Raw genomic sequence first — 19,996 nt, 5'->3', positions numbered from 1 at the left:
CCCCCGGTGACGGCCATCAAGGCGGTCGCCTGCTACCAGCCGGACCAGGTCCTTCCGGTCGCGGAGCTGCCCGGGCTCGCGGAACTCGGCGCGGGCGAGCGGGAGACCTGCGCGCGGCTCGGCATCGACGAGGTCCGCGCGGACGACTCGCTGAGCGCGTTCGACCTGGCCGTGCGCGCGGCCCGGCAGGCCCTCGCGGAGGCGCGCCTCGACGCGGCCGAACTCGGCGCGCTCGTGCTCATCGACGCGCGCGTCCCGGACACCCTGATGAGTTCGGCGGCGACCCGGCTCCAGGCGCTGCTCGGGGCGGAGCGGGCCCTCACCTTCTCGGTGGGCGGCCTCGGCTGTGTCTCCCTCACCCCGGCGCTGCTCACGGCCCGGGGCCTGCTCGCCGCCGACGGGGACCTGGACAACGTCCTGGTCGTGCACGGCAGCAAGCCGCCGACCCCCCTGCGCTACCGCCACCCGGTGACGGTCAGCGGCGACGGCGGAGCCGCCGCGGTGATCTCGCGCCGCGGCCCCGTCCGCGTCCTGGACATCGTCCAGGAGACCAACGGCGACCACTGGGACCTGTTCCGCGTCGACTACCGGGACCGGCCCACCGCCCGATGGCGGGAGGAGTGCCGCGACATCCCGCAGTACTCCTTCCGGCTCGCGGTGGAGTCCCGCATCCGGCTGCGCGAGCTGTACCGGCGCCTCCTCGACCGGAACAACCTCGCGCCCGGGGACATCTCCCGCCACATCGGCCACAACCTCTCCGAAGGCACCTTCCGGTTCACGGAGGAGGCACTCGGCATCAAGATCAGCCCGACGTGCTTCGACAACCTCCGCCGGTACGGGCACCTCGGCCCGAACGACGTCCTGTTGAACCTCCGCACGGAACTCGACCGCGGCGGTCTTTCCGAGGGGCAGCGCGCGGTGCTGCTCAGCGCCAGCCCGGTCGCCGCGTGGAGCCTGCTGCTCGTGGAGACCGGCGACGGCGCCACGACCCACTACCTGTGAGAAAGAGGGCCCGCATGGACACACCGAACGGGAGGGGCGCCGCCGACGCGGCGTCCGTGACCGAGGAGCTGCGCGCGTATCTGTCCGGCGCCCTGGGCCGGGAACTGGGCCGGGACGACGAGGACGACGACTACTTCGCCCTCGGCCTGGTGACCTCGCTGTTCGCGATCGAGCTGGTGAACTTCGTCGAGCAGCGGTACGCCATCGAGGTCACCGTCGACGACCTCGACCTGGACCACTTCCGCACCCTCGGCCGGCTGCGGGACTTCGTCCTCGCGAAGGCCGCGAGCCGGGGCGCGGCGGCGTGAACAGCACGGCCGCGGTCGATCTGACGGCCCTGGGCGCGCGGTTCGCCGACGTGGTCCGCGAGGACGCCGCCGCCTGGGACGCGCGCGGCGAACTGCCCGTCGACGTGCGCCGCGCGGTCGCCCGCGAGGGGCTGCTCGGCGCGGATCTGCCGCCCCGCCACGGCGGGCTCGGCGCCTCGCCCGCCCAGCTCGGCGAGGCGTGTGCCCGGCTCGGCGGCGTGTGCGGCTCGCTGCGCGGCCTCGTCACCGTGCAGGGCATGGTGGGCGCCGCCCTGCTGCGCTGGGGCACCGCCGCACAGCGCGAGCGGTGGCTGCCCGCCCTCGCCCGGGGCGAGCTGATCGCCGCCTTCGCCGCGACGGAGACGGAGGCGGGCAGCGACCTCACCGCCGTCACCACCGCGGTCGAGCGGCACGGCGACACGTACACGGTGACCGGCGAGAAGCGCTGGATCACCTTCGGCGAGGTCGCGGACGTGTTCCTGGTCCTCGGCAGCACGGAGGGCCGCCCCGCGGCGGTGCTCGTGGAGGCCGGCCTGCCCGGCGTGCGGCGGGAGCCGGTGCGCGGCCAGCTCGGCCTGCGCGCCGCCCACCTCGCCCACGTACGGTTCGACGGCGTGCGCGTACCGCGCGAGAACGCGGTCGCTCCGCCGGGGTTCGGCCTGTCGCACGTGGTGGGCACCGCGCTCGACCACGGCCGGTTCACGGTGGCTTGGGGCTGCGTCGGGCTGGCCGAGGCGTGTCTGCGCGCGGCGGCCGGGCACGCCGCGCGGCGCACGCAGGGCGGCGTGGCCCTGGCCGAGCACCAGCAGGTGCGCGCGCTCCTGGGGCGCGCGGTGGTGGACAGCCGCGCCGCCCGGGAGCTGTGTCTGCGGGCGGCGCGGCTGCGGGCGGCCCGCGACCCGGACGCCGTCGCGGAGACCGTCGCCGCCAAGTACGCGGCGGCGCGTGCCGCCACCGCCGTGGCCGGCAGCGCGGTGCAGGTCCTCGGCGCGTCCGGCTGCGCCCCCGACAGCCTGGCGGGCCGCTGCTACCGCGACGCCAAGGTCATGGAGATCATCGAAGGCTCGGCCCAGGTGTCCGAGCTGCACATCGCCGACCACCTGCTGCGCGCCCACGGACACGGGCACGCCCGGCGCAGGACCGAGCCAGAGGGAGGACCCCGGTGAGCGCACAGACCCGCGGACCGCACGACAGCACGGCGGCCGGGCCCGGGACACGCCCCGCGCGGGCCCCGGAACCCACGGTGAAGTGCCTGGTCTGGGACCTCGACGACACCCTGTGGGACGGCGTCGTGCTCGAAGGCGACGCGCCCGTGCCCTTCGCGGCCGCCGTGCGGGCCGTGCACGCCCTCGACCAGCGGGGCATCCTGCACGCGGTGGCCAGCCGCGGCGCGTACGACGTCGCCGCCGCGCACCTGGCCGCGCACGGGCTCGACACCCTCTTCACCGTCCTGGAGGTGGGCTGGGGCGCCAAGTCCCAGGCCGTCGAGCGGACCGCCGCCGAGCTGACCATAGGGCTCGACACGGTCGCGTTCATCGACAACGACCCGGTGGAGCGGGCCGAGGTGGCCGCCGCGCTTCCGGAGGTGCGCTGCTATGCCGCGCACGAGGCGGAACTCCTCGCCTCGTACGCGGAGTTCACCCCGAGGTTCATGACGGACGAGTCGGCGCAGCGGCGCCGGCTGTACCGCACCGAGCGGCGGCGCAAGGCCGCGGAGGCCGAGCACACCGGTCCGCCCGCGCACTTCCTGGCCTCGCTCGACCTGGTCCTCACGGTCCGGCGGGCCACCGGGGCCGACCTGGCCCGCGCGCACGAGCTGACCGTGCGCACGCACCAGCTCAACACCACCGGGCGCACCTTCGGCCTGGACGCGCTGCGCCGCCTGTGCGAGGACCCCGGGCACGAGGTGCTCGTCGCCGGTCTGACGGACCGCTTCGGCTCCTACGGCACCATCGGGCTCGCCGTCACCGCACTCCGGGACGACGCGACCGTGCTCGAACTGCTGCTGATGTCCTGCCGGGTGATGTCACGCGGCGCCGGCGCGGCGCTCATCGACCACATCGTCACCGGGGCCCTGGCCGCGGGCCGGCGCCCGGTCGCGGAGTTCGTACCCACCGACGTGAACCGGCAGATGCTGGTCACGCTCCGCTTCAGCGGTTTTGCGGTGGTGGAGGACGCCGGTGGCCGCCTCACCCTGGCCATCGACCCGGACAACCCGCCGCCCGCCCGCAAGCACCCCGTACGGGTGGTCACCGCATGAGCGGCGCCACCGGCGACACCGGCCGGAACGAGGAGGATCGCATGGGCCAGAACGGCCAGAACGGCCAGAACGGCCAGAACGGCCAGAACGGTCGGAGCGGCGTCGGCAGCGGTGTCATCGGCGTGGTCGGCGCCGGGACGATGGGCGTCGGCATCGCGCAGTGTCTCGTCGAGGCCGGGCACCGCGTGGTGGCCGTCGACCCCGAGGAGGCCGCCCTCGCCGCCGCTCCGGCCCGGCTCCGCGACGGCGTCCGGCTGGCCCGGATGGTGCGTAAGGCGGCCGCGGCCGTCCCGCCGGGGCAGGCCCTCGCGGCGGTCACCTGGACCGCGCGCCTGGAGGACCTGGCCGGCGCGTGGTTCGTGCTCGACTGCGCGCCGGAGCGCATCCCGCTGAAGGAGAAGCTGTTCCGCGAGCTGGACGAAGTGTGCCCGCCCGGGGCGGTGTTCGCGACGGTGACCTCGGCCATCCCCGTCGAGCGGCTCGCCGCGCGGACGGCACGGCCGGAGCAGGTGCTCGGCATGCACTTCATGAACCCGGCGCCGATGAAGCCGACCGTGGAGGTCGTCCGCGGCCCGCGGACGTCCGACGCGACCCTGGACACCGCCCTCGCGCTGCTCGCGGGCCTCGGCAAGAAGGGCATCGTGGTCGCCGACGGCCCCGGCTTCGTCGCCAACCGGGTCCTCATGCTCACGATCAACGAGGCCGCCACGGTGGTGCAGCAGGGCACCGCGGACCCCGCCACCGTCGACCAGATCTTCCAGGAGTGCTTCGGACACCCCATGGGCCCGCTGGCCACCGGCGACCTGATCGGCCTCGACACCATCGTGGACACGCTGCACGTCCTGCTGGAATGCACCGGCGACCAGCGCTTCCAGCCCTGCGAGGGGCTGCGTGCGCTGGTCGCCGACGGTCATCTGGGCCGCAAGAGCGGCCGGGGTTTCCACCGCTATCCGGCCCGCGCGCCGAGGTGACCCGGCGCGCGGCGCCTTCCCGCGGGTGAGGGGCGCGCCCTAGGGGGCGAGCCGGTAGGCGTTGGTGATCGTCTCGGTCACGGTGTTGCCCGAGGTGTCCTTGAGGTACACCCGGTACGAGGCGGCCTTGGCCGTCGCCGGGTGGCGCACGCTCGCCGTGCGCGCCCCCTGGGCGTCGGTCGTGACGGGGGCCGGCTTCCAGGTGCCGCCGCCGTCGTAGGAGACCTTGACGGTCAGCTTGGCGATCCTGTCCGGGCCCGCGGCCGCGCCGGCCACCTTCAGGGGCACGGTCAGCGTGCCGCCCGCGGGGGCCGTGCCGTTCAGGGCCAGCTTCGGCGCGAGGCGGACGGTGGAGAGCGGCAGGTCGGTGGGCTCCTCGTCGGGGGTCCTGGCCGAGGTGAAGGTCCAGGCCACGGACACCTTCGTGCTGGTCGTGGTGGCCTTGGCCGGCCGGCCGGCCTCCATGGTCAGCCGGTAGGGCGCGGAGGCGGCGGGAAGTTCGGCGCCCAGCGCGCCGGGCTCGCCCTCGGCGATGGTCCGGCCACCGGACTCCAGGCGGGTGAAGCCTCCGGTCGTGAGCGAGTCACCCGCGTGTCCCGCGCCGTCGTTGAACAGCCGTACGTAGGCGTCCATGGAGTTGCCCGCGCGGCGCGCACCCTGGCCCTGCTCGGCCTTGAGGTCGGGGCCGACGACGCCGGTGTTGAAGTTCAGCGTGTAGCGCTTGCCCGCCTTGTACGCGGTCGGCTCGGTGCCGTAGTTGATGACCGGCACCCCCGCGTCGTCGAGCTGCGCCATGGCCCACATCCAGCGTATGCCCTTGGTGTTGACGTAGGTCGTGCCCGAGGCCGGGAGGTTCAGGGTGGTCTGCGACTGGATCGGCGATCCGTAGTCGTTCGCGCCGAGCGGGGTGACGGAGAGCGTGCCCTTGCGCCGGGCGGCGGAGGAGCCCACGCCGTACTTCACCTCGGCGACCTCGGCCTTGGTGGTGGCGTGCTTCAGGCCGGTGAACCAGCTGCCGGTGCGGCCGAAGGCGAGGCGGTAGTCCTTCTTGGCGGAGCTGCCCGGCACCTTCCACACGCCGTTGTACTGGGCGTTCAGCGTGCTGGAAGAGGCGCCGAGCCCGGCCGTGCGGATGTCGGCGTCACCGCCCAGGCTCCAGCTGCCCGCGATCCCGGCCGCCGGGTCGTCGTAGCTGAGGTCCGACGCCGTGAGGCGCGCGGCCCGGTCCGGGGCGGTGACGGCGATCGGCTTCGCCTTGCGGGAGTCAAGGGTGAGCGTGGAGTCCGCGCCGACCTTCAGCTTCGGCTGGACGAACACCGCGAAGGGCTTGGACGGCCCGTAGACGGAACTCTCCAGGCCGTAGGTGCCCTTGGGCAGCCGCACGGTGGCCGTGCCGCCGCTGTGGTAGGGGACGGTGAACTTCGTCTGCGTGGCACGCTCGGTGAGCGTGGTGGTGTAGCTCGCCGCGTGCTCGCCGTTGACGTCCAGGTGCTTCAGCGTGACGTCGTACGACTCGACCTCGCGGTCGACGACGAGGCCGGTGCGGACCGACTGTCCGTCACCGGCGGCCAGTACGGTGCCGCCGTAGATGCCGTCGGCCGTGCCGGGCTTGGTGTCGGCGGTGACGGCGGTCTTCGCGGTGCCGCCCGCCGGGACGGTGAGCTTGGTGTCCTTGAGGGTGAACATGCCCGCCGGGGCCGGGCGGCCGGACGGGTCCACGGTCGTGGTGGACAGCGTGAGGGTGACCGGCTCGGTGCCGTGGTTGCGGTAGGTGAGCGTCTTCTTGACCGGCTTGTCGTCGGTGTGCGGCCAGGCCTGCGTACCGAAGGTGAGGGTGCCGGGCTCGGAGGAGACGGACGCGGAGACCGCGCGCGTCAGATCCACGCGGCCCGCTCCCTGCTCGTACGCGTTGAGCTTGGGGTTGGGCTTGGCGGAGCCCGTCAGCACGGACTTGAGCCGCTGGCCCGACCAGGTGGGGTGCTGTTGCAGGAGCAGGGCGGCGGCCCCGGCCACGTGCGGGGTCGCCATCGAGGTGCCCGACATGGCGACGTAGCCGTCGCCCTCGTCGTCGGACAGCAGCGTGGTGCGCGCTGCGGTGATGTCCTCGCCGGGCGCGGTGAGGTCCGGCTTGGGGACGCCGTCGGCCGTGGGGCCCCTGCTGGAGGTCTCCGCGATCTTGTCCCGCTTGTCGACCGAGCCGACGGTGAGGGCTTCGGGGGCGCTGCCCGGCGCGTTCAGGGTGTGCGGGCCCGGGCCGTCGTTGCCCGCGGCGATGACGAACAGGGCCTTGCCGGAGAGCCGGGCGACGGCCTCTTCCAGGGGCTCGGTGCCCGGTGTGTCGAGGCTGCCGAGGCTCATGTTGACGATCTTGGCGCCACTGTCGACGGCCCACTGCATGCCCGCGGCGATGTCGGAGTCGTAACCGGCGCCCACCTCCTCGGAGATGACCTTGCCGTCGAGGATCCGGGCGCCGGGCGCCGCGCCCTTGCGCTTGCCGCCCGACTTGGCGCCGGAGCCCGCGAGGGTGGAGGCGACGTGCGTGCCGTGGCCCATGCGGTCCTTGGCATCGGGCGCCGCGGTGAAGTTCTTCTCGGTGACCTCGACGCCCTTGAGGTCCGGGTGCGTCTGGTCGACGCCGGTGTCCAGGACGGCGACCTTGACGCCCTTGCCGGTGTATCCGGCGTTCCACATGGTGGGGGCGCCGATCTGCGGCACGCTCTTGTCGAGCGTGGGGCGCACCTTGGCGTCCAGCCAGACGTGCGCGACAAAGGGAGCGGCGGTGGCGCGGACGTTCGCGCGCCCGCCCGTGCCGCGGGTGAGCGCCGACCACAGGCCCGGCGTGCCGGACTTGGGCGTGCTGAACGCCTCGCCGCCGACGGCGGGCAGGGCGCGGCGGTCACGGGCGTGGCCCTTGAACGTGTCGGCCGCCTTGAGGCTGTTGGTCCGGCCGGGCCGGTATCCGACGATCAGCGGGAGCGACGTGGTGTGCGCGTCGTCGTACTTGTCCGCGACGAGCCGCGTGACGTCGAAGAGCCGCCGGTCGAGCCGGCCCGCGGCGATCAGTGACTCGGCGTCCTGCGGCACGACGAACACGTGCCCGGCCTCGCGCCGCACCGAGATCGCCAGCTGTGCGCGGCCCTCGCCGCGGATCAGCCGGACGACCTTGCCGCCCTTCGCCGCGACAACCACCCGGTCACCGGTGATCAACGTGACCGTCGCCGTCCTGCCCGCCCGGGCTCCCCGCTCGCCCTCGGCGCCCGCGGCCTCATCCGTGCCCGCGGCGCGGTCCGGCCGCGTCACGGTGTCGGCTGCCGCCGCCCCCGTGAGCAGCGCTCCGGCCACCACGGCGGCCATGGCCGCCGCCCCCACCCTCGATATGCCTGCCACCCGAATTGCCCGTCCCTTAAGCGTGTTGATGTGACGCCCCGTGAGACGAGATCATGGCACGGGTGGTTCACGGGAGACGGAAGAGATCTCGGTGAACAGTGGCGGGCCGGCGTCCGGCCGAAGAGCGGACTCAGCGGCGGTACGCGTCCGTCGCGATCCCGGCGAACGAGCGGATCAGCGGGTTCGTGTCGCCCGCGCGCCAGGCCACCAGGACCCGGCTGGGCTCCATGTCGGCCAGCGGCACCACGGCGAGACCGCGGCCGGGCTCGTGCCCGAGCGGCGTCATGCCGACCGTGCCGCTCCACAGGACCGCCTGCCGGCACTCCTGGACGGCGCGCACCACCGGGCCCTCGCGCGGTTCCCCGCCGTTCCAGTACGCCTGCCAGAGGCTGTCGGTGCCCTCGGGGAACAGGAACCAGCGGCGGTCGGTCAGATCGGCCAGCCGCAGACGGTCGTGCCGGGCCAACGGGTCGTCGGCGCGCAGCAGCGCGCCCACCGGGTCGGCCCGCACCTCCCGTACGGCGAGACCGGTCTCGTCGAAAGGCCCGCGGGTCAGGGCGACATCGACCTGGCCCGCGTGGAGCCCGCAGGTGGGGTCGGTCAGGTCGGTCTCGCGGACGCGGACCTCGACGCGCGGGTGCCGCCCGCGGAAGGCGGCGGCCAGGCGGGTCGCGGCGGGGTCGGCGCCGTCGCCCAGGATGCCGACGGTGAGGGTCGCGGCACCGGCCGCAGCGGCCACGCGGCCGCGGACCCGCTCGGCCCTCTCCAGCAGGGCGCGCGCCTCGCCGAGCAGCACCGACCCCGCGCCGGTGAGCCGGACCCCGGCGGACGAGCGGTCGAAAAGGGCGGCGCCGAACTCAACCTCCAGCCGCCTGATCGCCCGGCTCAGCGGCGGCTGGCTCATGTGCAGCCGGGAGGCGGCCCTGCCGAAGTGCAGTTCCTCGGCGACCGCCACGAAATAGCGCAGCGTGCGCAGTTCCATGGCGGTCACGATACCCGTGGGGTATCGAGGTGACAGAAGGGGTCTTGGACGCGGGCGGCGCCCCGGCGGTGGAATCGACGCATGACCGACACACCGAACACCCACCACACCCCGGGCACCGGCCCCACCGTCACCGTGGTCGGCCCCGGCGAGGGCGAGGCCATCGTCCTGGGCACCACGCGCATGCGCGTCCTGGAGGACGGCACCGCCACCGGACAGCGCCTCGGGGTCACCGAGTCCGTCCTCGCACCGCACACGCCGGGACCGCCGCAGCACCGCCACACCCTGCACGACGAGGGCTTCTACGTCGTCTCCGGCACGGTGCGGTTCACGGTCGGCGCGCAGGACCACGACGTGCCCGCGGGCGCCTTCGTGACCGTCCCGCCCGGCGCCCCGCACACCTTCGCCAACGTGACCGACGAACCGGCCGTCCTGCTCAGTACGTTCACCCCGCCCCTGTACGTGCAGTACTTCCGGGACCTCCAGGACGCGGCAGCCGGCGGCCGGGCCCTGACCCCGGAGGAGCATCTGCGGACGATGAGCCGCTACGCCACCGAACCGGCCACCGACTTCGCCTCATGAGCGTCGCCTACGGCGTCCTCGCCGGTCTGCTCACCGCCGGGCTCGCGACGGCATGGCGGTGACGCCCACCTCGCGGAAGCCGGTCACGGCGTCGAGCACAAGTGGCCGCGCGGGTCCGTGACGCCGGCCTCGCCCGTCAGGATGTGCAGGGAGAACTGGAGGTCGCGCAGTCCGCCGAGGGAGCCGAGGTCCCGGGCCGTGTGGCTCTCCAGGGCGCGCAGGTGGGAGCGGACGGTGAACTCGGAGAGCCCGAGGGCGCGTGCGGCGGGCTCGATGTGCGCGTCGTGCGCGAGCCAGACCGCGGCGGTGGTGAGCAGATTCCTGCGGTCGCCACGCGCGCCGCACAGCAGGTTGTCCGCCCAGGCCGTGGCCTCGGGCGAGGCGAGCAGCGCCTCCAGGGTGGGTGTCGCGCCGCCGACCAGGGTGAGGGACCGCTCGGGCCGGTGCCGGTCGGCGAGCAGGTCGAGGGCGAGCCCGACGGTCACCCGGTCCCTGACGGTCGAGAAGTCCATCCCGAGCAGTTCCTCCGCCTTGGCCACGCGGCGCCTGACGGTGTTGCGGTGCACGCGCAGCCTGCGGGCGGCCACGGCGTAGGGGTAGGCCAGGGCGGTGGGCAGGGTGTCCCGCAGCTGTTCCCACTGCTCCTGTGGCCGCAGCAGCGGGTCGAGGAGGCCGCGGGCCCAGCGCCGCGCCCCGTCCCGCGGCAGCACGCTGACCAGGTCGGTGCTCTGCGCGGACAGCGCCACCGCGTCCGGGCGGCGCAGGGCGAACCGCTGTGCGGTGATGGCCTCTTGGAGGGCGTCGGCGAGCATCACCATCGGGTACGTGCCGCTGCCGCCCAGCGAGGCGTCGGCGCCGAGGTCTGCGACCAGGCGGGTCAGCTCGGTGGCCACCGCGTCGCCGGTGCGGCGCGGCCGGATCGGCTCGACGACCAGGATCCGGCGGTCCTCGCGCGGATCGGCGACGACCAGGGCGCGGCCCGCCGTACCCGCTTCGCACCGGCGCAGGACGGCGTCGCGCCGGTCCTGCGGGACGTCGACGACGAACACGCGGACGGCGTCCGGCGTGAGCAGGCCGGGGGCCTGCGTGGCCATGACCCTGCGCGCCTTGTCGACCTCGGCGTCCAGGAGCAGTTCCACGGCCGCCGTGCGGGCCGCGTGCGCGGCGTCGGCGGCGGCGCGGTGCTCGCGCCGCGCCTGGTCGAGCAGGCCGAGGAGGCGCGCGGCGTGCCGCATGAGCCGCAGTTCGGCGTCGTCGTAGGGGGGTGAGCGGCGGGCGACGGCCAGTACGGTGTTCGTGTCGTCCGCGGCGGACACGGCGCCGACCGTGGAGAGGTCGCCCATCGCGGTGCCTGCACCGGTCCACGCCGTGTCACCCGCGGCGGGGGACGACGCGCCGCCCGCCGACGAGAGGGGGACGAGCCGCGTGTGCGGGCCCTGTGACCGGTCGCGCGCGAGGCCCTCACGGGGGCCGCGCAGGAACGCCTCCGCCACGGCCTCGGCCGCGGTCTCGGGCGAGGCCGCGAGCACGGCCCCCGGCTCGCTCACGAGGACCTGCGCCCGCAGGGCACGCGCGAGCCAGTCCGCGATGCGCTGCATGGCATCGGGGTCGGCGGCCCGGGTGGGCAACTGCTGGACGAGGGTGGTGAGGTGACCGGCGTGGGACTCCACGGCGGCGAGCCTGCGCTCGGTGAGTTCGCGGCCCGCGGCGGCCCACGGCCGCGGCGGCGCGGTGGTGGTCAGGAGCGGGACGCCGAGCGCGGCGGAGGCCTCCCGGACCGCAAGGGGGAACGGCTGGTGGGTGTCCGACAGGACGCTCGCCACGAGGCCCGCGCACCCGTCGAGGGCCATCTGCTCCAGGAGGGTCTCCAGGGCGACCTCCGCGCGGCCCCTGAGCCGGAACGGCATCTCGGTGAGCAGGACGAGGGAGCCGGGCTCCAGGCGCCGCTGCGGCTCGCCCTCGAGGAGGCGGGGCAGGGTCAGGGTCGCCAGGCCGGCGACCCTGACCGCCTCGTGCGGTGCGGCGGCGACGCCTCCGGCGAAGGCAAGTCCGAGTTCGATCCTGCCGACCAGCGCGCCCAGCGTCAGCACGTCATCTCCCCCGTAAATCCCCCGTGCGTACGACGTGTTGTCCGCCCCGGTTGTCCCGGCCGCTTCACCACGGCACCTACTCAACGGCTTGCGTCCAGGGATTGCAAGCGACAAGGTGTGCACTACCCGCAAGTTGCGGAGACTGTCGGAAGGAGGGGCGCGTGGCTCGCGAGCGATCCGGTCGGACCGTCGCGCACCTCGTGCTCGCCACCCGCCTCAAGGTCCTCCGCGAGGCGGCGGGGCTTTCGCTCAAGCAAGCCGCGGCGGCGCTCGGCGCGCACCCGGCCACGGTCCGCCGGATCGAGCAGGCCCAGACGTCCCTGGACGTGGGCCAGGTGTCCGTGCTCCTCGCGGCGTACGGGGCGGCGCGGGCGGAGACCGAGGACTTCCTCGGCAAGTTGGCGAGTGCCAACGCGCCGGGGTGGTGGCACCCCTGGCGCGCCGTGATGGACCCGTGGCAGCTGGACCTGATGAGCGTGGAGTCGGCGGCCGGAATCGTACGCACTTGGGAGCCCGCACTCGTTCCGGCGCTGTTGCGCACGCCGTCCTACGCCCGTGCCGTCGACGACGTCCTGCGCCCGGACCTGTCCCCCGCGGCCAAGGACCGCAGGACCGACCTGCTCGTCCAGCGCCAGGAGCGGTTACGCACCCAGCAGACGCGCATCTGGGCCGTGATGTCGGCCGCGGCCCTGCACACCCGCGTAGGGGCGCCGGGGGTGATGACCGAGCAGCTGAAGGTGTTGCGGTCCACGGCCGAGCGGGCCGACGTCACCTTGCAGATCCATCCGCTGGACGGGCCCCCGCACGCGCTGACCGGCAAGCCGCCGCTGACCCTGTTCCGCGTCGAGGTGCCGGAGATCTCCGACCACGTGGTCAGGGAGGGCGGCCTGGCCGGTACCGCCGACGTGTGGGACGCGCCCGACACGGTGACGGCCTACCGTCTGCTCCTCGACTACTCCTGCGCCACCGCCCTCCACCCCGACAAGTCGAAAGAGGTGCTGGACCTCTCATGACCGAACCGATGAAGCTCCCGCCGCGGTTAGACGAGATCGACAAGTCCGTCGCCCACAGCGCCCGCGTGTGGAACTACTGGCTGGGCGGCAAGGACTGGTACGAGGCCGACAGGACGGCCGGTGACGCCTACCGCGCCAAATACCCCCTGATCGAGCCGTTCGCCCAGGAGTCGCGGGGCTTCCTGGTGCGCACCGTCACCTGGCTGGCCAAGGAGGCCGGGATCCGGCAGTTCCTGGACGTGGGCGCGGGGCTGCCCACGGCCAACAACACCCACGAGGTGGCCCAGCGCATCGCGCCGGAGTCCCGGGTGGTGTACGTCGACCACGACCCGCTGGTGCTCCTGCACGTCCAGGCGATGGGCAAGAGCACCCCCGAGGGCGCGATGGACTACGTGCTCGCGGACATGCGCGACACGGAGACGGTCCTCGCGGGCACGGCCAGGACGCTCGACATGACGCGGCCCGTCGCCCTGGTGATCAACGACGTCCTCGGCCACATCGTGGACTGGGAGGAGGCCCTCGGCCTGGTGCGGCGCCTCGTGGACCGGCTCCCCTCGGGCAGCTATCTGTCCCTGAGCCATTCCACCGCGTCGGACGACAAGCACCGCGAGGTGCAGGAGGAGTACAACAACTCGGGCGCGATCCCGTACATCTTCCGCGAGCCGGAGGTGACCGTCGCGTTCTTCGAGGGCCTGGAGATGGTCGAGCCCGGCTATGTGTCCTGGCCCCACTGGCGGCCCGAAGCGACCACCGGCACCCTCACCGCGCGAGCGGGGTGGGGTGGTGTCGCGCGGATACCGTGACGGCGCGCGGCGCGGGCCGTGAGCCGCACCCCGCGAAGCCCCCGGCCCCGACGGCCGCGGAGCACGCGCAGGTGGTGCGGCGGCTCACGCGTGCGGCGGCCCGTTCCGGGGCCATGCTGATCGCCGAGATCGCCGCCGTCGCCGACGGCTGGGCGGTGCTCGTGGACCCGGCGGCCGGCGTCGTGCACGCCACCCCGGAGTCCGCGGGGCCCACGGGGCTGCGGGCCGCCGCGCACCCCCAGGCGCACCCGCACGCGACCGTCCATCAGGTGCCGGGGACGCAGGGCGGCGTCCTCGTCGTCTGCCCCGGCGTCGCGGCGTCCCCGCCGCTGACGGCGCTCGTCACGCAGTGCGCCGTCGACCTGCTGCGCCTGCGGGCCCGGCACGCGGAGGAGACGCGCGGCGCCGAGCAGCGCGTGCACACCGCCGTGCTGCGGTTGCTGCTGCGCGGCCAGCACCGCCTGGCCACCGAGGTGCTCGGCGGTGAGACCCCCACGCACGCCACCGTGTACCGCCTCACCGGGCGGGCCCTGCACACCGCGCATCAGGCGCTGTGGCGGGCGACGCAGCCCGACCTGTCGAACGGCACGCGCACGCTGGTCAGTCTGGACGGCACGGAGCTGACCGTGGTCGCCCTGCACGGGGCCCGAGACCTGCCCCGTGCCGACGGCGGCCACCCGACGCTCGCGCTCGTCGCGCGCGTCGCCGACCGGCACCAGCTGACCGGGGGCGCGGCGGCCCCCGCGCCCCTGGACATGTTCGTCACCGCGTGGGCCGAGGCGGGGAGCACGCGCAACAGCACCTCCATCGGGCGCCTCACCTCGGTGACCGGCCTCGGGGCGCACGGGCTGCTCCGCGTGATCCCGGCGGACCGCCTCGTCGCGTGGTCCGCGGCCGTGCTCCAGCCGCTGGACGGCAGGGAGCGGCGCACCCTGGAGGCCTGGCTGCGCTCGGGCTCCGCGCAGGCCGCCGCCCCCGCCCTCGACGTGTCCGAGGGCACCGTCCGCTCGCGGCTTCGCGGCATCGGCGTCCTCCTCGCGGCCGACCTCGACCACCCCACCGTGCAGGCGCAGTCGCTGCTCGCGCTGCGCGCGCCCGCCTCCCCCGTCCCCGCGGCTGCGGCGGAACCCCTGCGGCCGCGCCCGCCGTTGCCCGCCGCGCTGCTCAGCGCCGAGCACGCGGGGCGCTGGGCGTCCGGCCTGCTCCAGCCCCTGGACCCCCGGCTGCGGATCGCGCTGCGCTGCTGGCTCGCGCACCGGGGCCGCACCGCGCCCGCCGCCACCGAGCTGGCCCTGCACCGGACCACCCTCACCACCTGGCTCGCCGAGTGCGGCAGGCTCCTGGACCTGGACCTGTCGTCGGCGACCGTCCGGGCGGAGCTGCGCCTCGCCGTGGAGACGGTCGCCACCGCCGACGACGTACCGGCGGCGCTGCCGCGCCGGGGCGGCCGTACGTACCGCGAGCCGGGGCGGTAGCCGCCCGCGCACACGCCGTACCTGCGCCACCTGGTGGTAACAGAATTCGCCACGACGCTTCTCCTGGTTCACACGGGGCTGGTGAGCTGACCGCGCCCACATCACCCATCACAGGAGGCGCGAGTGAATCTCGTCGTCAACGGCGACGCGGAGAGCGGGGCGGGCGGCAGCGCCGAGCCCGTCTCCACCGTGCGCGGCTGGAAGGTCGTCCAAGGAGCCCCGGCGCTCATCTCGTACAGCCTGGGCGGCGGTTACCCGACCGCGTCCGACCCCGGCCCCGCGCGGCGCGGCAGCCGCTTCTTCTCGGGCGGCGACAGCCCGCGCACCGCGCTGACGCAGGACGTCGCCCTGCCCCGGAGCGGCCCCACCGGGCGCCGGGCCGTCGACGCCGGGAAGGTGCGCTACACCGTGACGGCCTGGCTCGGCGGCTACGCGGGGCAGGAGGACGGCGCCCGGCTCTCCGTGGAGTTCCGCGACGCCGAGGGAACGCCGGTGGCGCTCAGCGTGCTCGGGCCCGTGAGCGCCGCCGAACGCGAGGGCCGTACGGCGCTGCTCGAGCGCACGGCGGCGGCCCAGGTGCCGCCCGGCGCCCGCTCGGCGCGGGTCCTCCTCGTGTTCACGCGCAGCGGCGGCGGCACCTCCAACGACGGCTACGCCGATGCGATCTCCCTCACCCTCGAGCCCACCGGAGGCCGCTGATGTCCGTGAACCGCCGTGACCTCCTCAAGGCCGCCGCGGCCGCGGGCGCGCTGAACGTCGCCTGGCCGCTGGCCGCGGGTCTCACGCCCGCGCAGGCCCGCGAGGCCGCCGAGCGGCTCGGCGCGGAGTACGACCGCGCGCCGTTCACCCTTGGGGTGGCCTCCGGTGATCCGCAGCAGCACTCGGTGCTCCTGTGGACCAGACTCGCGCCCGAGCCGCTGGCCGCCGAGCAGCGCCTCCCCGAGGTCGTCGAGGTCGAGTGGGTCCTCGCCAAGGACGCCCGCCTGCGGCACGTCGTCGCGCGGGGTACGGCTCCGGCCTCCGCGACGCTCGGGCACAGCGTGCACGTGCCGGTGGGCGGGCTCGCCCCGGGCCGCCACTACTGGTACGCGTTCAAGGCGCTCGGCAGGACCAGCCGGGTGGGCCGGACGCGGACCGCGCCGCGCGGCCGGGTGCAGAAGGTGACCTTCGCCGCCGCCAACTGCCAGGCGTTCCACGACGGCTTCTACGCCGCCCACCGCGGGATCGCCCGCGAGAACGTGGACTTCGTCGTGCACCTCGGCGACTACATATACGAGCACGGGCAGGTCGGCGGCGTACCGGAGAAGCACGTGCGCGACCACGACGGTCCTGAGATCCTGACGCTCGCCGACTACCGCAAGCGGCACGCCCTGTACAAGGGCGACAAGTCGCTGCGCGAGGCGCACGCCGCGCACCCGTGGTTCCTGACCTGGGACGACCACGAGGTCGTCAACGACTACAGCGGCACCGGGGGCGGCGCGCCGTTCATGCGCCGCCGCGCGGCGGCGTACCAGGCGTGGTTCGAGCACATGCCGCACCGGGACTCCTTCGGCGGGTCGGCCCTGCCGGACCCGGAGATCCACCGGGTGCGCCGCTGGGGCGACCTGCTCGAACTCGCCGTGCTCGACCTGCGGTCGTACCGTTCGGCGCAGAACCTGCCCGACGGCACCATCCTCGGCGCCGAGCAGAAGGCGTGGCTCAAGAAGACCGTCGACAGGGCCCCGGACTCCTGGCACGTGTGGGCCAACTCGATCATGCTGAGCCAGCTGCGCGGCAGGCCCGGCGGCTCGTACATGTTCACCGACCAGTGGGACGGCTTCCTCGCCGAGCGCAAGGAGGTCCTCCAGCACGTGCACGGCAGCGGTCTCGAGGACCTGGTGGTCATCACCGGTGACTGGCACTCGGCCTTCGTCGACGACATCCGCACCGACTTCGACGCGCCCGAATCGCCGCTCGTGGGCACGGAGTTCACCGCGCACTCGGTGACGTCGGGCGCGTACTCGCCGGAGTGGAACGCCGCCAACGGCCCCCTCATGGGCAAGGCCAACCCGCACCTGAAGTACTTCGAGGGCAACCGGTACGGCTACGACGTGTACGAGGTGACTCCGGAGCGCTTCAGCGCGCACATGCGGGTGGTCGGCGACCGCCGCGACCCGCGCTCCCCCGTCACCACGCTGACCACCTTCCACGTGGACCGGGGCCGGGCCGGGTCGTACGAGGACGACACCACGAAGGCGTCGCCCGCGCAGTACCGCAGGGACTGACGGGGAGTCCGGGGCCGGTCAGGGGCGCCAGTCGAAGGGGAAGTGCTTGCTCGACCCGCCCCGGTACTCGTGGGAGAAGTCGAAGCCTTCGGCGTGGTCGCGGTCCACCACGCCCCAGGTGGCGATCTGGCCGGGCCCCACCTCCGCTCCCGGCGCGTTGACGAGCTGGACGCGGCGGGTGGGGTCGGCGGTGGGGCCGGTCAGGGCGACGGCTCCGACGGCGACCTTGTCGGCGACGTCGGCCCGCCAGTACGAGAGGTCCTCGGCCGCGTCGAAGCGTACGGGGGCGTACTGGACGTCGCGCAGCTCGCTGATGAGGGCGCCGAACTCGCCCGGCCAGCCTCCGACGTGACCTGCGAAGATCTGCTGGAGCGCGTCCCGCTGGGCTTGGTCGCCCTTGGCGTCTATGTAGAGCATCACCTTCATGGTGGCGTCCGGGTCGCCGACCCACATGTTGCCGGCGAACTCGCCGAGCGCGACGACGCCGAGGCCGTCCAGGCGCACGTCCCCGAAGTGCCCCTCGTGGATCTGCCAGACGAGCGTGAACAGGCAGTCCCCGTGGGTCGGGGCCTGGGCGAAGGTGCAGGGGCAGGGGAGGGAGCAGCTGCACACGTCGAACCACTCGCCCCGCAGATGCCAGTCGGGCAGCGAGCCGTCGTCCCCGCCGGCGCGGACGACGCTGGGCATGGCGGGCGTCGCGGTCTGCGAAGTCGCGGACGTTGTGCACATGGTGGGGCCTCCTGAGGGATAAGGGGAGGATACCGGGTGGGGGTATGCGCCGTTGACGTGGAGGACGCTACGGGTACGCCCTCCCGGACGTCAAGTACCCCCCGGGGGTATTAGTCGACAGGAGGCGGCTCGACGCTCCCGCGGCACGTGATCGTCATTCGCCCAGTGGCTGAAAACAGTTCATTCTCCGGAGACTTACCGCCCCGTCCCGGTGCGCCTACTGTCCACCGCGTTCCCGTCCCCCGTGCGACGAAGGAGTCGACATGGAACGCCGTACCATGCTGCGCGCCGCCGTTCTGAGTGCCGGAGCCGCCGCGTTCTCCGGTTCCCTGTGGCGGCAGGCCGCCGCGTATCCCGCCCTGCCGGGCCCCGGCCCCTACGGGCCGCTCCAGGCCGCCGACGCCAACGGCATCCGGCTCCCGGCGGGCTTCACCAGCCGGGTCGTCGCCCGCTCCTCCCAGAAGGTGCCCGGCACCAACCACACCTGGCACGGGGCGCCGGACGGCGGCGCCTGCTTCGCCGACGGCTCTGGCTGGATCTATGTGTCCAACGCCGAACTGGGCAGCGGCCAGGGCGGCGCGGGCGCCGTGAAGTTCAACAGCTCCGCCCAGATCACCGGCGCCTACGCCATCCTGTCCGGCACCCAGCGCAACTGCGCGGGCGGCGCCACCCCGTGGAACACCTGGCTGTCGTGCGAGGAGGTCGACACGGGCCTCGTCCACGAGACCGACCCGTGGGGCGTGAACCCGGCGGTGCAGCGGCCGGCCATGGGCCGGTTCAACCACGAGGCGGCCGCCGCCGACCCGGTCCGCAGGGTGATCTACCTGACCGAGGACAAGTCCGACGGCCGCTTCTACCGGTTCGTGCCCACCACCTGGGGCAATCTGTCCTCCGGCACCCTCCAGGTGCTCAGGGAGAGCGGCGGCGCGCTGTCCTGGGCCACCGTGCCCGACCCGGACGGCAGCCCCACCGCCACGCGCTACCAGGTCTCCGGCGCGAAGGTCTTCAACGGCGGCGAGGGCTGCCACTACCGCGCCGACATCTGCTACTTCACCACCAAGGGCGACAACCGCGTCTGGGCCTACCACGCGGCGAACAACACCCTCGCCGTCGTGTACGACGACAACGTCAGCGGCGCCCCGCTGACCGGTGTGGACAACGTCACCGCCGCCGCGGTCGGTGACCTCTACGTCGCCGAGGACGGCGGCAACATGGAGATATGCGTCATCACGCCCTCCGACGTCATCGCCCCGTTCCTGCGGATCAGCGGCCAGGCCTCGTCCGAGATCACCGGGCCCGCGTTCAACCCCGCGGGCAACCGCCTGTACTTCTCCTCGCAGCGCGGCACCTCGGGCTCCAGCAGCGGCGGCATCACCTACGAGGTCACCGGTCCCTTCCGCAACAGCCTGTGAACTAGGGCCCGTTCACCGCGCCGTCGGCGCCCGGGCTCACCAGGCCCACCTCGTAAGCGAGGATGATGGCCTGTGCCCGGTCGCGCAGCGACAGCTTGGCCAGGATCGCGTTGACGTGGGTCTTCACCGTGGACCTGCCGATGCCGAGGGCCTGGGCGATCTCCGGGTTGCTCAGGCCACCGGCCACCGCGCGCAGAACGTCCGTCTCGCGCGCGGTGAGGGCGTCCAGGCGGCCGTCGGGGCGCGGGCGGGCGGAGACCGCGCCGCCGGCGAAGGCGTCGATGAGGCGCCGGGTGACGGCCGGGGCGAGCAGCGCCTCGCCGGCGGCCACGGTGCGGATGGCGTCGACCAGGTGCTGCGGCTCGCAGTCCTTCAGGAGGAAGCCGGAGGCTCCCCCGCGCAGGGCGGCGAACACGTACTCGTCACGGCGGAACGTGGTCAGCACCAGGACCCGTACCGGCGGGTCGAGGGCGGTCAGCAGGCGCGTGGCCGTGAGGCCGTCCATGCCCGGCATCCGGATGTCCATCAGGACCACGTCGGGGCGGTGGGCGCGGGCCAGTTCGACGGCCTCCGCGCCGTCCGCGGCCTGGCCGGTCACCGTCAGATCCGGCTCGGCGTCGATGACGGCGGCGAAACCCGCCCGCACGACCGCCTGGTCGTCCACGACGACCACCCGCACCGTCATGGCCCGCCCTCCCCGGCGTGATCCCGCCCCGCT

17 protein-coding genes are annotated in these 19,996 nt (G+C 74.1%); 12 read left to right on the top strand and 5 right to left on the bottom strand.

What is annotated here, in order from left to right:
- Nucleotides 1-6: 6 nt before the first annotated feature.
- From AC07GB_RS05540 to AC07GB_RS05520, 5 genes are read left to right on the top strand one after another with little or no spacing between them, the layout of a single operon-like run.
- A complete protein-coding gene (locus tag AC07GB_RS05540; RefSeq protein WP_478841931.1) occupies nt 7-1,002 on the top strand; it encodes a 3-oxoacyl-[acyl-carrier-protein] synthase III C-terminal domain-containing protein in 996 nt (331 codons plus the stop codon).
- A gap of 14 nt (nt 1,003-1,016) precedes the next feature.
- Nucleotides 1,017-1,310 carry an acyl carrier protein gene (locus tag AC07GB_RS05535; RefSeq protein ID WP_478841930.1) on the top strand — a complete coding sequence of 98 codons (294 nt, stop codon included), beginning with the start codon at nt 1,017-1,019 and terminating at the stop codon, nt 1,308-1,310.
- Nucleotides 1,307-2,476: an acyl-CoA dehydrogenase family protein gene (locus AC07GB_RS05530; protein WP_478841929.1), complete on the top strand. Its 1,170-nt coding sequence runs from the start codon at nt 1,307-1,309 to the stop codon at nt 2,474-2,476. The genes AC07GB_RS05535 and AC07GB_RS05530 overlap by 4 nt, the downstream gene beginning before the upstream one ends.
- A complete protein-coding gene (locus tag AC07GB_RS05525) occupies nt 2,473-3,570 on the top strand; it encodes an HAD-IIIC family phosphatase (protein WP_478841928.1) in 1,098 nt (365 codons plus the stop codon). The genes AC07GB_RS05530 and AC07GB_RS05525 overlap by 4 nt, the downstream gene beginning before the upstream one ends.
- Nucleotides 3,567-4,541 (top strand): 3-hydroxyacyl-CoA dehydrogenase family protein, encoded by a 975-nt coding sequence (locus AC07GB_RS05520; RefSeq protein ID WP_478841927.1) that lies wholly within the window; start codon nt 3,567-3,569, stop codon nt 4,539-4,541. The genes AC07GB_RS05525 and AC07GB_RS05520 overlap by 4 nt, the downstream gene beginning before the upstream one ends.
- A gap of 39 nt (nt 4,542-4,580) precedes the next feature.
- On the opposite strand, the gene AC07GB_RS05515 is transcribed toward AC07GB_RS05520, so the two are convergent.
- Both AC07GB_RS05515 and AC07GB_RS05510 read right to left on the bottom strand, forming a co-directional pair.
- Nucleotides 4,581-7,928 (bottom strand): S8 family peptidase, encoded by a 3,348-nt coding sequence (locus AC07GB_RS05515; RefSeq protein ID WP_478841926.1) that lies wholly within the window; start codon nt 7,926-7,928, stop codon nt 4,581-4,583.
- 130 nt (nt 7,929-8,058) lie between these two features.
- Complete coding sequence (locus tag AC07GB_RS05510; protein ID WP_478841925.1) at nt 8,059-8,910, bottom strand: LysR family transcriptional regulator; 852 nt, start codon at nt 8,908-8,910, stop codon at nt 8,059-8,061.
- Between the two features lie 81 nt (nt 8,911-8,991).
- Between AC07GB_RS05510 and AC07GB_RS05505 the strand changes: the two genes are divergently transcribed.
- On the top strand, nt 8,992-9,492 hold the full coding sequence (locus tag AC07GB_RS05505; protein WP_478841924.1) for a cupin domain-containing protein: 501 nt from the start codon (nt 8,992-8,994) through the stop codon (nt 9,490-9,492).
- 83 nt (nt 9,493-9,575) lie between these two features.
- On the opposite strand, the gene AC07GB_RS05500 is transcribed toward AC07GB_RS05505, so the two are convergent.
- Complete coding sequence (locus AC07GB_RS05500) at nt 9,576-11,582, bottom strand: helix-turn-helix domain-containing protein (RefSeq protein WP_478841923.1); 2,007 nt, start codon at nt 11,580-11,582, stop codon at nt 9,576-9,578.
- A gap of 161 nt (nt 11,583-11,743) precedes the next feature.
- Here AC07GB_RS05500 and AC07GB_RS05495 point away from each other — a divergent pair, with 161 nt between their 5' ends.
- From AC07GB_RS05495 to AC07GB_RS05475, 5 genes are all read left to right on the top strand, one after another.
- Entirely contained in the window at nt 11,744-12,595 is an 852-nt protein-coding gene (locus AC07GB_RS05495; RefSeq protein ID WP_478841922.1) for a helix-turn-helix domain-containing protein, read from the top strand.
- Nucleotides 12,592-13,398 carry an SAM-dependent methyltransferase gene (locus AC07GB_RS05490; protein WP_478841921.1) on the top strand — a complete coding sequence of 269 codons (807 nt, stop codon included), beginning with the start codon at nt 12,592-12,594 and terminating at the stop codon, nt 13,396-13,398. Before AC07GB_RS05495 ends, AC07GB_RS05490 begins: the two co-directional genes overlap by 4 nt.
- Nucleotides 13,395-14,873 carry a helix-turn-helix domain-containing protein gene (locus AC07GB_RS05485; RefSeq protein ID WP_478841920.1) on the top strand — a complete coding sequence of 493 codons (1,479 nt, stop codon included), beginning with the start codon at nt 13,395-13,397 and terminating at the stop codon, nt 14,871-14,873. The genes AC07GB_RS05490 and AC07GB_RS05485 overlap by 4 nt, the downstream gene beginning before the upstream one ends.
- A 123-nt stretch (nt 14,874-14,996) precedes the next feature.
- On the top strand, nt 14,997-15,572 hold the full coding sequence (locus AC07GB_RS05480; RefSeq protein ID WP_478841919.1) for a phosphoesterase: 576 nt from the start codon (nt 14,997-14,999) through the stop codon (nt 15,570-15,572).
- Nucleotides 15,572-17,137, top strand: a complete 1,566-nt coding sequence (locus AC07GB_RS05475; protein ID WP_478841918.1) for an alkaline phosphatase D family protein — start codon at nt 15,572-15,574, stop codon at nt 17,135-17,137. The genes AC07GB_RS05480 and AC07GB_RS05475 overlap by 1 nt, the downstream gene beginning before the upstream one ends.
- Nucleotides 17,138-17,155: 18 nt before the next feature.
- Here the strand turns inward: AC07GB_RS05475 and AC07GB_RS05470 are convergent, their stop codons facing one another.
- Nucleotides 17,156-17,824 carry a DUF1326 domain-containing protein gene (locus AC07GB_RS05470; protein ID WP_478842064.1) on the bottom strand — a complete coding sequence of 223 codons (669 nt, stop codon included), beginning with the start codon at nt 17,822-17,824 and terminating at the stop codon, nt 17,156-17,158.
- Nucleotides 17,825-18,129: 305 nt separating this feature from the next.
- On the opposite strand from AC07GB_RS05470, the gene AC07GB_RS05465 reads away from it, so the two are divergent.
- Nucleotides 18,130-19,278, top strand: coding sequence for an alkaline phosphatase PhoX (locus AC07GB_RS05465; RefSeq protein ID WP_478841917.1), 1,149 nt, complete (start codon nt 18,130-18,132; stop codon nt 19,276-19,278).
- Nucleotide 19,279: 1 nt separating this feature from the next.
- Here the strand turns inward: AC07GB_RS05465 and AC07GB_RS05460 are convergent, their stop codons facing one another.
- Nucleotides 19,280-19,963, bottom strand: coding sequence for a response regulator (locus AC07GB_RS05460; RefSeq protein WP_478841916.1), 684 nt, complete (start codon nt 19,961-19,963; stop codon nt 19,280-19,282).
- Nucleotides 19,964-19,996: the final 33 nt, after the last annotated feature.

The sequence above is a fragment of the Streptomyces sp. NPDC045778 genome, assembly GCF_056431945.1.
This window is presented reverse-complemented; position numbering and strand designations above follow the sequence as displayed.